Consider the following 12,907-nt stretch of genomic DNA (forward strand, 5'->3'; position numbering starts at 1 on the left):
TTTTAATAGTTTATAACGCGCATTTACCAATTTTAACTTTATGCTCAACATTACAGCGCATTAATAGCTCAGGCTCTCCGGTTTCTTCGTTGATTGATTCTGATACAATATTAAAATCCTGAGAAAGAAAAAAATCAATCGCTGCGGTATTTTTTTTATAAACATGCACTAGCAGTTCATTATGGCGTTGTTTTGCTTTTTCAACGAGTGCTTTACCTGTCCCTTGTCGGCGAAAAGCCTCATCAACAAATAAACCTGAAATATAGTTTTCAGTTATGCCAATAAAACCTTTTACTCCATCAAGATCTTGAACATATAATGTCGACATAGGAATGAGCATTTTTACTAATTCATAATTTTGTTTGAAAAATTGAGGATCAATAAAACGATGTGCTTGTTCATTACCTTCTAGCCATATAGCCATGACTTTATCTAAATCTGCTGTTTTATATTCTCTGATCATTTTTTTGCTCTACTTATTTAATCGACGTTCAATGGCATCCATTAACATACCTGTAATGGAAAGATTTGGGTTTTTTGCCTCAATTTCACGAACACAAGTGGGACTTGTTACGTTAATTTCAGTTAGCTTATCGCCAATAATATCTAAACCAACAAATAGTAAGCCTTTTTCTTTTAACGTTGGGGCAATACTTTTGGCAATATGCCAATCACTTTCACTTAATGCTCTTACTTCTCCGTGCCCACCTGCGGCAAGGTTACCTCGAGTTTCCCCTTTTTGTGGAATTCTTGCTAAACAATAGGGTACAGGCTCACCATCGACAACCAAAACACGTTTATCCCCGTCTGTTATCGCTGGTATGTAAGTTTGAGCCATACAGTAACGTGAGTTGTGCTCAGTTAAGGTTTCAATGATAACCGACACATTGGGATCACCAGCTTTAATTCTAAAAATTGACGCTCCACCCATACCGTCAAGTGGCTTTAAAATGATATCGTTATGCTCTTGATAAAAGGATTTAATCTGTTGAGTTTGACGAGTAACCAATGTTTCAGGCGTAAATTTTGCAAACCATGCAGTAAACAATTTTTCGTTACAATCACGTAAACTTTTAGGCTTATTTACTACTAATACGCCTTTTGCCTCAGCACGCTCTAGAATATAGGTTGCATAAATAAATTCGGTATCAAATGGGGGATCTTTACGCATTAATATGACATCAAGATCACTTAAGGGTATGGTTTGTTCATTGTTCATATCGAACCAATGGTGATCATCATTACAAACAGTTAATGTCCGTGTTGTTGCATAAGCTTCACCATTGCGTAAGAAGAGATCATTCATTTCCATATAAAAAAGTTGATACCCTCGCTTTTGTGCCTCAAGTAACATGGCAAAACTGGTGTCTTTTTTTATTTTGATATGACTAATTGGGTCCATTACAATGCCCAGTTTTATCATAATGACTCCTTACTGATTTTATCTACTTAATTGGGTTTTTATATTAAAATATAGGTATTACCTAAAGCGCTTTGTCAAGGCTTAATGGCAACACCCAAAATAATGCTTGCTGTTATCATACTCGTTACTAAGCCAGTTGCAAAGTAATCATTACTTATCGGCTACATTTTGCCGTGTTTATCCAAGATCGCCTAAGTGCACTTGTAATGCGGTAAGCGCTGTGAGCGCAGCGGTTTCTGTTCGTAACACTCTTGGTCCGAGTAAAATATCTGTAAAATGATAGTTATGCGTCATGCTAATTTCATTGCCAGACAATCCACCTTCTGGCCCAATCAATAAATAAATTTTTTTATGCTCATTAGCTAATTGTTTTATGCCGTGTTTAGCTTTAGGATGTAAATTGAGTCTTAATCCTTCCGTTAAACTTGCACACCAGTTTTCTAATTTCATGACAGGTTTGATTTCAGGAATTATATTGCGTCCACACTGTTCACAAGCGGAAATCACAATTTTTTGCCACTGTTGTGTTTTTTTATCTAATCTTTCGGTATCGAGCTTAACCCCACAACGTTCAGAAAGTAGTGGCGTTATACTACTGATACCTAACTCAACCGATTTCTGAATAGTAAATTCCATTTTTTCGCCGCGTGATATCACTTGCCCCAAATGGATCTCTAATGGCGATTCGCGATTATCTAAAATGGACGAAGCTGTTTTGACTGTAACCGATTTTTTATTGACTTCATGAATAATCGCAGGGGTAATATGATTAGATCCATCAAATAAGATAATTTTTTCACCGACCTTCATTCGTAATACACGAATGAGGTGGTTAAACGCATTATCATCCAAGGTAATAAGGCTATTTTGCTCAATAATAAAAGGTTGAAAAATTCGAGTCATAATTACGGATATTTAGTATTATTTAAAATAAATTATAGCGTAATTTAACAAGATTCGGTAATCTCTATTTAATGTAATTAGGCATTTGGAATCGGGTATGAATACATACAGCAAAGATAGGGTACTGATTGAAGGATTAACTGTTCTAACAACCATCGGCGTCTATGATTGGGAAAAGACCATTAAGCAGAAGCTAGTTCTTGATCTTGAAATGGCATGGGATAATAAACCTGCTGGCGAAAGCGATAATGTATCGCTTTGTTTAGACTATTTTGAGGTTAGCCAAACGATAACACACTTTATTCAATCTTCGAAATTTGAGCTGATTGAATGTGTAGCAGAGCGAGTCGCTGAAATGATTATTAAACAATTTTCTGTTAATTGGTTGAAAGTTAAAGTATCTAAACCAACAGCAATAGCAAATGCTCGGAATGTTGCTGTAATTATTGAACGTACAGCAAATTACTAAACTAAATTGATTGTCAAAGAAGGCTATCAGGATGGATGATCAAAAACAAGATTTAACGACTCAAAAAAAACATCATACTGCTAAAGGGTTTAAACATGATGCATCTTTTAAAATTAAAATTGGCGAGTTTTTACGTTGGCGTTTTAAGCGTAAAGTGTTACCACCTAAAGTAGGTTATCATACTTTTAACCAAACATGGTTTGAGCCAATCAATCTCAGTTTACCTGATGATAGAGTTTGGTGGATTGGTCACTCAACAACATTGATTCTTTTAAATGGTAAGATGATTTTAACTGATCCTATCTTTTCTAAGCGGGCTTCACCTTCGCAATTCATAGGACCTAAACGGCGAACACCGCCAGCTTTAGATATTGAACAATTGCCACAGATTGATTTTATTGTTATTTCACATAACCATTATGATCATCTTGATTATAAAAGTATTCAGCAATTATTGGCTCGTTTCCCTCATGTTGTCATTATGGTTCCGCTTGGTTTAAAAAAAACATTACTAAAGTGGGGGGCTAAGAACACTATTGAATTAGATTGGTGGGGGTGTAAAACTATTGATGGGCTTACTTTTTCTGCTACCCCAGCTGTACACTGGAGCAATCGAGGATTGTTTGATGTGAATAAAGCATTATGGTGTGGTTGGATGATCCAATCTAAGATTGCTAATCAAACAAAAACAGTCTATTTTATGGGGGATACTAGCTATTGTGTTGAATTAAAAGAGATTGCTAGGCGTTTTCCTTCAATTGATTTGGCATTAATACCTATTGGTGCTTATGCGCCACGTTGGTATATGAAATCACAGCATATTGACCCCAAGCAAGCTGTGCAACTGTACGATGAATTACAATGCCATTCAGCCATAGCTATTCATTGGGGAGCATTTGAATTAGCTGACGAGCCATTAGATGAACCGTGCCAGTTATTAAATGAATATAAAGCAAACCGCCACTTTAATCTATTAAAAATAGGTGGTACTTTAGCTATTAATCACATTCATTCTGAATTAAAATAATTCCCATAAAAAAACAGCAATGCTGTTAAATATTTAATGCGTTTGCCCAAAAAAGGAGAATGAAATGAAAGCTATGGTTATTGGTTTGTCTTGTTTGATGTTTAGCTTGGCATTAGTTGGATGTGGAGGTAAAAACGACGAAGGTAAAACTTATCATTGGTCAAAAGCTCACGGTGTTTTAGAAGATTGTCGTGGGGTGATGAGTAAATCACAACAATGTGAAACGAATTCCAACAATCAACAATACCTATTTAAAATCGATAAATACTAATATGAGTGCGTGGCTTATTTATGCGCTACTTTCCGCTATTACTGCGGCATGCGTAGCTATTTTAGGAAAAATCGGTTTACAGTACCTTGATGCAAACACAGCAACTGCAATTCGTGCTATTGTCATGGCTATTTTTTTAGTTGGGGTGGTTGCTGTTCAAGGTAAACTAAGCCTTATCAACACGTTTTTTAATGATAAAAAGGCGTTATTTATTATTGCACTAAGTGGCATTGCCGGTGCGCTATCTTGGCTATTTTATTTTATGGCGATTAAAGAGGGCAAAGTATCGCAAGTTGCGCCAATTGACAAGTTAAGCGTAGTTTTTGCTGTTGTATTTGCTGCTATTTTATTCGGTGAAAAGGTTTCGCTATTAGCTGGTGTAGGGGTTGCTATGATTGCCGTAGGCGCGATATTAGTTGCACTATTTTAATTATATCTCAACTTATTATCTGCCAGCGGGTTATACCGTTATATAGTAATAAACCAATATAACGATATGTTCATAATGTTACATACCACCTATTTACACAACTAAATCATACACATAATAAATGTGCATGACTATTATGGTAAATAATGCAAATGGGTATTTAAACCACGCTTACTTTAGTAAACGATTAAACAGCTCAACCGTTACCTGCTCCCCTTTGCTGACATTACCACGATCCTGTTCAAGCACAATAAAACAATTAGCTTGCTTAAATGATTGTGTCATATGCGATCCTTGCTGACCTGTTGTGCTAACTTCTAACTCACCTTGTGCATTTATTTGTAACATACCACGTTGAAAGTCTACTCTACCAAGGCTCTTTTTAAGATTGGTTGCAGTGCTTACTTTAAAGGTTAAATCAATGGCTGGTGCTTCAACCCCTGAAAGCGCTAAAATTAGTGGTTGTACTAATTGATAAAAAGTCACTAAGGTTGAAACTGGATTGCCGGGCAAACCACAAAATAGCGCCTCGCCAATGTTGCCAAAGGCAAAAGGCTTGCCAGGTTTCATCGCAATTTTCCAAAAGCTGATTTTGCCAAGCGCTTCTAAAGCCACTTTAGTATAATCTGCATCGCCCACAGAAACGCCACCGCTGGTGATGACTAAATCAGCTTGGTTCGATGCGGCTATCAACGCTTGTTTGATTTGAGCAGGGTCATCAGAAATGATACCAAGATCGACAATGTCACAGTTAAGCTCAGTTAATAATAATTTTAGCGTGAAACGGTTACTATCATAAATAGCACTATTACCAGCTAAAGGCTCACCAATTGGCGTTAATTCATTACCTGTTGATAAGATAGCTACTTTCAGTTTTTTAAAAACCAAAACTTCACTAATGCCTAATGTCGCAAGGGTTGATAGTATAGGGATGGTTAATTTTTCTCCTTTACTCACAACGGCAGTGTCTTTTTTTATATCTTCGCCCATACGGCGGATATTATCGCCAACTTTTACCTCATTTAAAAAAGTGATACCTAGCTCCGATTTTTCGGTCTGTTCTTGCATCACTACGGCATCAGCATCATTAGGTACGGGTGCTCCAGTCATAATACGTAAACAAGTACCTTGTGGCCAATTAAGATTACTTATATCATCGCCAGCTAAAATAATGCCCGCTATAGGTAATAATTTAGATTGATTAACATCGGATAATCTAACGGCATACCCATCCATCGCTGAGTTATTAAAGCTTGGCACATTAATCGGCGACATTACCGGCTTTGCAGTGATACGTCCTAATGCATCTAACAAAGAAACTTTTTCGCAATTGAGTGATTTTATGGCTGATGCGCGTTGAAGCATTTGCTGTTTGGCTTGTTGAAATGTGAGTAACATAAAAGTGTGCCTTCCTTATGTTTATGAAGCTATTATTTGATCTTGCTAAGAAATTTCAGGAAATGTATCTGTTTTAGTAAAAATCACTTTTTTATCAAGATTGAATTGATCTTTATGATTGCTAATATAACAACGTCGCCAAAAGGCGACGTCAAATCATTAGCTATACATTAAATAAGAAGTTCATAATATCGCCATCTTGCACGACATAATCTTTACCCTCAGCGCGCATTTTGCCTGCTTCTTTTGCACCTTGTTCACCGCCGTATTTAATAAAATCTTCAAAAGCGATAGTTTGAGCGCGAATAAACCCTTTTTCAAAATCAGTATGAATTTTACCTGCTGCTTGTGGCGCTGTATCGCCAACTGAAATTGTCCATGCTCGAACCTCCTTAACACCTGCTGTAAAGTACGTTTGTAAATTAAGCAAACTATATCCTGCACGAATCACGCGGTTTAGACCAGGTTCTGTTAACCCTAAATCTTGCATAAATTCGTCACGATCAGCATCATCAAGCTCAGCAAGCTCGGCTTCAATTGCGGCACATACAGGTACAACTATGGCCTTTTCTTGTTCAGCAATGGCTTTGACTTTATCTAAATAAGGATTGTTTTCAAAACCATCTTCATTCACATTAGCGATATACATGGTTGGTTTTAGGGTTAAAAAGCTTAGGTATTTAATTGCATCAAGCTCTTCTTTACTTAAATCAAGTTGCAACAATTTTTTACCTTGCTCTAAATGTGGTAAGCATTTTTCAAGGATTTCTAATTCAAATTTGGCCTCTTTATCGCCACCTTTGGCACGTTTTTGTAGGCGCGTTATTGCACGTTCGCAAGCTTCAAGATCGGATAGGGCAAGTTCAGTATTAATAATCTCGATATCTTCAGCCGGATCGATCTTGCCAGCGACGTGAATGATATTATCATTTTCAAAACAACGTACAACATGGCCAATGGCTTCAGTTTCACGAATATTAGCTAAAAATTGATTACCTAAACCTTCACCTTTCGACGCACCTTTAACTAAACCTGCAATATCAACAAATTCCATAGTAGTTGGCAATGTACGTTGTGGTTTTACAATTTTTGCCAGTTCATCTAAACGTGGATCGGGCATCGGCACAACCCCAGTGTTTGGCTCGATAGTACAAAACGGAAAGTTAGCCGCTTCAATGCCAGCTTTAGTTAGTGCGTTAAAAAGCGTTGACTTACCCACATTAGGTAGTCCGACGATACCACATTTAAATCCCATATTGTTTGTTACCTTTTATCATAAATGTCTTAAAAATAAGGGGAGATTATATACTAAATTGTGCTATTTATGCCAATGTTCTTAGCGATAAATCCACGAGGAATTAAACAAATTAACAGTTACTATTTATTGTTTATTACCAAGCTTAGTTTATTACCAAGCTTAGTTTATTACCAAGTTAATATTTGCTGTATACTGGCCATAACCCACCCACTTAGTCATTTAGTTATTGTTCTGTATTCAAACCGATTTGGTAAAGTTGATTCTTTTTAAGTCCATATATTTCAGCGGTAATAGCTGCTGCTTTTTTTAATGGCAGTTCTTTTTGCAATAGTTTAAGAGTACCAATCGCCTTTGGATCAATATCTTCCTCTGATTTTGTATGGCCTTGCACGATTAACACAAATTCACCTTTTTGGCGGGCAGGATCTTCATTTAACCAATTTATCAACTCATTAACCTTAAAACTGACAATAGTTTCCCACGTTTTGGTTAGCTCTTTAGCCAAAATAATTGGCTTATCAGCACCCCAAATAGTTTGCATATCATTAAGCGTGTCTAATAAGCGATGAGTCGATTCATAAAAGATGATTGTGCGTGGTTCGTCTAATAAATGGGTAAGGTAATCTTGGCGTGCTTTAGTTTTAGCGGGTAAAAAACCTTCATAAATAAACTTATCTGACGGTAATCCTGAAGCACATAGAGCTGTTATCGCAGCGCAAGCGCCAGGAATTGGTACGACTTTAATGCCATTTTCGTGACATGCTTTAACCAAATGATATCCTGGATCGTTAATTAATGGTGTACCTGCATCAGAAATCAACGCAATGGATAACCCTGATTTGAGTTTCTCGATAAGTATATTGGATTTTTCTTGTTCATTATGATCATGCAAAGCAAACAGCTTCGCTTTAATTCCCAAATGTTGTAAAAGTAAGCCACTATGACGCGTATCTTCAGCCGCAATCAGATCGACGCTTTTAAGTGTATCGATCGCTCTAAACGTAATATCATCTAAATTTCCGATGGGGGTAGCAACAATATATAAAGTCATTATTTTTAATCACATTAAATTTTTATAGAAAGATGGTAAAGATACTGTACGAACCCTCATTTTATTGTATATACTCATTACTTTCAAAATAAATTCGACTAGTCTGAGTAAATTAGTTAGCGAATATAACTTAAAATAACTTGCTTATGACTAGAATTTGCTTATGGCAACAATTTGCGTGTGCAGTCTTAGTTGATAAAGTGGTTAACCTAAATTAAAAGTGAATAGTATCAGGTTCAATTGATTTGAGTATGCATCGTTATTTTTATGAAAATGATATGCTGACAAGCTAAATATTAGCTAAAATCATAAAGAACTAAATAAAATTATTGATTTACTTAATAAGTAATCAATATAATAGCTTTTTACTATAAAAACGTTAAAATGTGCAAATATCCCCATATGTGCTGAAAATAGTATTTTGCATAAAATAACTAAAAATGAAATTCTAGAATGAAAGGTGTTGCTTTGAAAAAAATACTGACATTAAGTTGCTTAAGTTTGTTAGCGGTTGCTTGTACTCAAACCGAGCAAGCCGAAATTGAAGATATTTCGGGAGCAGGTGGATCATCAACGTCTTCTGTTTACACCAAACCACCTGCGAATATTTCAACGGGTGGTAGAGCCTCTTCTACACCTTCATCAAGACAAACGACAACGTCCAATACAAATACCGCTAACGACACTCATTCTATAAGTGCTAACAGTAATGATACGGTAATTAGCAACGAGCGTATTGTTTATAACCGTAATTATGACGAAATACCTAAAGGTGGATATCAAGGCGATACTTATACTGTAAAACGTGGGGATACATTGTTTTATATTGCGTGGGTAACAGGTAACGATTACCGTTCACTAGCGGCTAAAAATAATATCAAAGAACCCTTTGCCGTTAATGTTGGGCAAGTGCTAGATGTTAGTGGTGGCACTGTTGTCGTAACCCAAAAAACCACTACACACCCAGCAACATCGAATAAAGTTAATAGCAATAATACTACTATCGCAATGGGGCAAGCCAAAACCAGACCAACGATCACTAAAACAACAACGACTTCGATTACTACAACAGATAAAAATCAACAACCAACGACAATCGAAAAAACGGAAACTATCACTGAGCCGTTAGATAGTTCTTCTGACATTATACCAACCCGTACCTCAAAAGTGAATGTGGCTAATATTTCATGGCAATGGCCAGCACGGGGTAAGATTGTTGAAAAATTCTCAAATATAAGTAAAGGTATTGATATATCAAGCTCAGTTGGGGCTAAAGTCATGGCAGCGGCTGATGGGCGTGTTGTGTATTCGGGCAATTCATTACCTGGTTATGGTAATTTAATTATTATTAAACATAATGATGATTACTTAACAGCGTATGCGCACAATCAATCTATATTAGTAAAAGAACAGCAAGCGGTGCGTGCAGGTGAACAAATTGCTACAATGGGGGCTACGGGCACTTCGTCAGTTAGGTTACACTTTGAAATTCGATATAAAGCGCAATCAGTTGATCCGTTAAAATACTTACCAAAAAAATAAATGTTTTGAATTAAGCATTTTAATTCAAAACAAATAGGCAGGCATGGTTGCATATACCACCTGCCTATAAACCAAATACACTTAAAATTTAATTATACGTAATAAAGGAGTTATACTCATGGCTGTAAAAAAATTAGTGTTAATTCGACATGGAGAAAGTGTTTGGAACCAAGAGAACCGTTTTTGTGGTTGGACTGACGTTGATTTATCTGATAAAGGCAATAAAGAAGCTGCTGAAGCGGGTAAATTACTAAAAAAAGAAGGTTTCACATTTGATTATGCTTACACTTCAGTATTAAAACGCGCTATTCACACATTATGGCACGTTCTAGACGAAGTTGATCAAGCATGGTTACCCGTTGAAAAAAGTTGGAAATTAAATGAACGCCATTATGGTGCATTACAAGGTTTAAACAAAGCAGAAACCGCAGCAAAATATGGCGATGAGCAAGTAAAATTATGGCGTCGTGGTTTTGCTATTACCCCTCCTGCACTTGAAAAATCAGATGAACGTTTTCCTGGACATGATTCACGCTACAGCAACTTACCTGAAGCAGAATTACCATTAACGGAAAGTTTAGCATTGACTATTAAACGTGTACTTCCTTATTGGGAATCAACAATTGCGCCACGCGTAGCTAAAGGTGAGCGTGTTATTATTGCCGCTCACGGTAATTCACTGCGTGCACTAGTAAAACATTTAGACAACATCAGTGATGATGATATCATTGAGCTTAACATCCCAACTGGGGTGCCGTTAGTGTATGAATTTGATGACAATATGAAAGTCATTAAACACTATTATCTCGGTAATGCTGATGAAATCGCTGCAAAACAAGCGGCTGTTGCAAACCAAGGTAAAGCAAAATAATTATTTCTTAAAGTTAAAAAAGGTAGGTTATTTAACTTACCTTTTTTATTACCTACATCACAGCTTTTATTCATTATTTTTATTCATTGTTTTTATTTTGAGAGCGTTATTTTGTCTAAGATCTATTATATATATGGCGTAATGAATGCCGGAAAATCTACCGAACTACTACAAATTGATCACAACTACTTAAGTAATAATATGCAAACATTACTACTTAAGTCATCGGTTGATACACGTGATTCGGCTGTCGAAATTGTCTCTCGCTTAGGATTACGCAAAAAAGCATTACTGCTTGATGACACAACTGTTGATGCCATCATTGAGCATATCAAACAAAATCAATATGCCTGCATATTGATTGATGAAAGTCAGTTTTTATCGCGCAACACCATCTGGAAGCTCTCTGATGTGTGTGATGAATATAGCGTCCCAATTATGTTCTTTGGTATTAAAACCGATTATATGGGGCATCTGTTTGAAGGATCTAAAACGCTACTTGAAATTGCCGACAATTTTAGAGAGCTTAAAACCGTATGCTGGTGTGGAAAAAAAGCCACCATGATTTTATTAGAAGGGCAAGATGGTCAAATTGTTAAATTTGGCAATTCCATTCATCTGGGTGATAGCGAATACCATTCAGTGTGCCGAAAACACTGGAAGGTTGGGCAAATTAGGCCTAAAAACTGATATTCTAAACATTTCACACTGATTTTAAGTCAATAAATTACGTTTATAGGTTGATTTATTTGATGCTAAAAAAGTGTGAATGACCTCTCATTTTTGCCATTTTCTTTTATTGCTTCTTCGGTTTTTATGTCATATTGACTGAAACGATTCAGTATTAACTTATTAACGATGAGGTCTTACCATGAAAATCAAAATTGTTTCATTAGCAGTGCTACTTAGTTTGGCTAGTTATCATGCCAATGCGAAAGAATTTGTATTGACTGATAATGAAAACGGCCTTGCTAAAGGGAATTGGTCGATTTCAAGTCAAGCTTTAGGTGTAAAAGGTAAAACGTTTACTATTGAAAATACCGTGCTTAAAGGTGGTAAACAAGATGGTACTGAAGTTTTAACTATTTCTAGTGATAACTTCACGATTAAATTAAGCCCAACTCGAGGATTAGGTATTTTGTCGGTTGTTGGTGATGGTGTTCGTATGGGCTGGGATTCGCCAGTAAATGAAATTGTTCACCCCAAATATATCAATTTAGAAAGTCGTGGAGGCATAGGTTGGCTAGATGGTTTTAACGAAATGATGGTGCGCTGTGGTTTTGAGTGGACAGGTCATGCGACGCAAGCTGATGGTATGATGTATACACTCCATGGTCGTGCACAAAACACGCCGGTATCTAAATTAATGGTGGATATTGCTGATAAAGCACCATACACTATTACAGTGAAAGGTTTAATCAAAGAAAATACGTTCAAAAAAAGTCACCTAGAAACGTGGGCATCACTTAGCTATGTACCAGGAAGTAGGGAGTTTACCGTGCATGATGTGGTGACTAATAAAAGTGATTATGCACGCGATTACCAAATTATCTACCATAGCAATTTTGGTACGCCAATTCTTGAAGAAGGCGCACAGTTTGTTGCGCCAGTAAAAGAAATCTCACCATTTAACGATTATGCTAAAAATGGTTTAAACACATGGCAAACTTATTTAGGACCAACAAAAGGCTTTGATGAAATGGTATTTAATGTGTATCCTTTCGCTGATAGCAACGGTCAAACTCAAGTAATGGTAACTAACAAAGCTGGCGATAAAGCCGCTGGTATTGCTTATAATATTAAACAGTTGCCTGTCCTTTCGTTGTGGAAAAACACCGACACACTGAAGCAAGGTTATGTCACCGGTTTAGAGCCAGGTACTAGCTTTGCTTATCCTGTAACTATTGAGCGTGAACAAAAACGTGTTCGACAACTTGAGCCAGGACAAAGTGCAGAATTTACCTTAACTTATAGTTTATTATCGAATAAAGATGATGTAACAAAATATGCAAAAAAAATCGAGGCTATTCAAGGTAACCAACAAACCAAAGTTGTTAATGAACCCATGGCTAAAGAATAAATCACTAAAAATGGCTGCCAAAATCTGATGTTGGTAGCCATCAATAACCGCTTAATAACTTAACCTCCGCTTCTTAATTTATTTATTATCAATGTATCAATAAAGCTAAGAATAACCTGCTGTCTACTTGATTCGCTACGCATATATAGGGTATAGTCACTTCCTTGATAGCTGGCTTTAATAT

At 36.4% G+C, this 12,907-nt stretch carries 14 protein-coding genes; 8 read left to right on the top strand and 6 right to left on the bottom strand.

The features are described from left to right. Window positions 1-10: 10 nt before the first annotated feature. The 3 genes from A9G45_RS01740 to rsmE all read right to left on the bottom strand — a co-directional run bounded on the left by A9G45_RS01740 (window position 11) and on the right by rsmE (window position 2,326). On the bottom strand, window positions 11-463 hold the full coding sequence (locus A9G45_RS01740; RefSeq protein WP_065567115.1) for a GNAT family N-acetyltransferase: 453 nt from the start codon (window positions 461-463) through the stop codon (window positions 11-13). 9 nt (window positions 464-472) lie between these two features. Continuing rightward, window positions 473-1,423, bottom strand: coding sequence for a glutathione synthase (gene gshB / locus A9G45_RS01745; RefSeq protein WP_065567114.1), 951 nt, complete (start codon window positions 1,421-1,423; stop codon window positions 473-475). Between the two features lie 177 nt (window positions 1,424-1,600). Further along, entirely contained in the window at window positions 1,601-2,326 is a 726-nt protein-coding gene (rsmE, locus tag A9G45_RS01750; RefSeq protein WP_065567113.1) for a 16S rRNA (uracil(1498)-N(3))-methyltransferase, read from the bottom strand. Between the two features lie 97 nt (window positions 2,327-2,423). On the opposite strand from rsmE, the gene folB reads away from it, so the two are divergent. From folB to A9G45_RS01770, 4 genes are all read left to right on the top strand, one after another. Further along, window positions 2,424-2,795 (top strand): dihydroneopterin aldolase, encoded by a 372-nt coding sequence (folB, locus tag A9G45_RS01755; protein WP_065567112.1) that lies wholly within the window; start codon window positions 2,424-2,426, stop codon window positions 2,793-2,795. A 31-nt stretch (window positions 2,796-2,826) separates the two neighbouring features. Next, window positions 2,827-3,822, top strand: a complete 996-nt coding sequence (locus A9G45_RS01760) for an MBL fold metallo-hydrolase (protein ID WP_065567111.1) — start codon at window positions 2,827-2,829, stop codon at window positions 3,820-3,822. 64 nt (window positions 3,823-3,886) lie between these two features. Beyond that, window positions 3,887-4,093: a hypothetical protein gene (locus A9G45_RS01765; protein WP_065567110.1), complete on the top strand. Its 207-nt coding sequence runs from the start codon at window positions 3,887-3,889 to the stop codon at window positions 4,091-4,093. 1 nt (window position 4,094) lies between these two features. Then, window positions 4,095-4,523 (top strand): EamA family transporter, encoded by a 429-nt coding sequence (locus A9G45_RS01770; RefSeq protein ID WP_065567109.1) that lies wholly within the window; start codon window positions 4,095-4,097, stop codon window positions 4,521-4,523. 171 nt (window positions 4,524-4,694) lie between these two features. On the opposite strand, the gene moeA is transcribed toward A9G45_RS01770, so the two are convergent. The 3 genes from moeA to rsmI form a co-directional block, all read right to left on the bottom strand. Then, a complete protein-coding gene (gene moeA / locus A9G45_RS01775) occupies window positions 4,695-5,921 on the bottom strand; it encodes a molybdopterin molybdotransferase MoeA (RefSeq protein ID WP_065567108.1) in 1,227 nt (408 codons plus the stop codon). Window positions 5,922-6,084: 163 nt separating this feature from the next. Beyond that, window positions 6,085-7,176 carry a redox-regulated ATPase YchF gene (gene ychF / locus A9G45_RS01780; RefSeq protein WP_065567107.1) on the bottom strand — a complete coding sequence of 364 codons (1,092 nt, stop codon included), beginning with the start codon at window positions 7,174-7,176 and terminating at the stop codon, window positions 6,085-6,087. A 226-nt stretch (window positions 7,177-7,402) separates the two neighbouring features. Then, window positions 7,403-8,230, bottom strand: a complete 828-nt coding sequence (rsmI, locus tag A9G45_RS01785) for a 16S rRNA (cytidine(1402)-2'-O)-methyltransferase (RefSeq protein ID WP_065567106.1) — start codon at window positions 8,228-8,230, stop codon at window positions 7,403-7,405. A gap of 468 nt (window positions 8,231-8,698) precedes the next feature. Between rsmI and nlpD the strand changes: the two genes are divergently transcribed. From nlpD to A9G45_RS01805, 4 genes are all read left to right on the top strand, one after another. Continuing rightward, on the top strand, window positions 8,699-9,772 hold the full coding sequence (gene nlpD / locus A9G45_RS01790; RefSeq protein WP_176700676.1) for a murein hydrolase activator NlpD: 1,074 nt from the start codon (window positions 8,699-8,701) through the stop codon (window positions 9,770-9,772). Between the two features lie 118 nt (window positions 9,773-9,890). Then, window positions 9,891-10,643, top strand: a complete 753-nt coding sequence (gene gpmA / locus A9G45_RS01795) for a 2,3-diphosphoglycerate-dependent phosphoglycerate mutase (protein ID WP_065567104.1) — start codon at window positions 9,891-9,893, stop codon at window positions 10,641-10,643. A gap of 111 nt (window positions 10,644-10,754) precedes the next feature. Further along, window positions 10,755-11,333, top strand: coding sequence for a thymidine kinase (locus A9G45_RS01800; protein WP_065567103.1), 579 nt, complete (start codon window positions 10,755-10,757; stop codon window positions 11,331-11,333). A gap of 181 nt (window positions 11,334-11,514) precedes the next feature. Then, a complete protein-coding gene (locus A9G45_RS01805; RefSeq protein ID WP_065567102.1) occupies window positions 11,515-12,723 on the top strand; it encodes an aldose 1-epimerase family protein in 1,209 nt (402 codons plus the stop codon). The last annotated feature ends 184 nt before the right edge of the window (window positions 12,724-12,907 follow it).

The organism is Gilliamella sp. HK2 (genome assembly GCF_001690265.1).
Lineage (GTDB): Bacteria > Pseudomonadota > Gammaproteobacteria > Enterobacterales > Orbaceae > Gilliamella > Gilliamella apicola_C.

Bases quoted from the DNA above. Each gene is read 5' to 3' on its own strand.
- A9G45_RS01770 (WP_065567109.1), top strand. From the start codon at position 4,095: ATGAGTGCGTGGCTTATTTATGCGCTACTTTCCGCTATTACTGCGGCA.
- A9G45_RS01805 (WP_065567102.1), top strand. From the start codon at position 11,515: ATGAAAATCAAAATTGTTTCATTAGCAGTGCTACTTAGTTTGGCTAGT.
- A9G45_RS01765 (WP_065567110.1), top strand. From the start codon at position 3,887: ATGAAAGCTATGGTTATTGGTTTGTCTTGTTTGATGTTTAGCTTGGCA.
- A9G45_RS01760 (WP_065567111.1), top strand. From the start codon at position 2,827: ATGGATGATCAAAAACAAGATTTAACGACTCAAAAAAAACATCATACT.
- rsmI (WP_065567106.1), bottom strand. From the start codon at position 8,230: ATGACTTTATATATTGTTGCTACCCCCATCGGAAATTTAGATGATATT.
- gpmA (WP_065567104.1), top strand. From the start codon at position 9,891: ATGGCTGTAAAAAAATTAGTGTTAATTCGACATGGAGAAAGTGTTTGG.
- folB (WP_065567112.1), top strand. From the start codon at position 2,424: ATGAATACATACAGCAAAGATAGGGTACTGATTGAAGGATTAACTGTT.
- moeA (WP_065567108.1), bottom strand. From the start codon at position 5,921: ATGTTACTCACATTTCAACAAGCCAAACAGCAAATGCTTCAACGCGCA.
- ychF (WP_065567107.1), bottom strand. From the start codon at position 7,176: ATGGGATTTAAATGTGGTATCGTCGGACTACCTAATGTGGGTAAGTCA.
- gshB (WP_065567114.1), bottom strand. From the start codon at position 1,423: ATGATAAAACTGGGCATTGTAATGGACCCAATTAGTCATATCAAAATA.
- A9G45_RS01740 (WP_065567115.1), bottom strand. From the start codon at position 463: ATGATCAGAGAATATAAAACAGCAGATTTAGATAAAGTCATGGCTATA.
- rsmE (WP_065567113.1), bottom strand. From the start codon at position 2,326: ATGACTCGAATTTTTCAACCTTTTATTATTGAGCAAAATAGCCTTATT.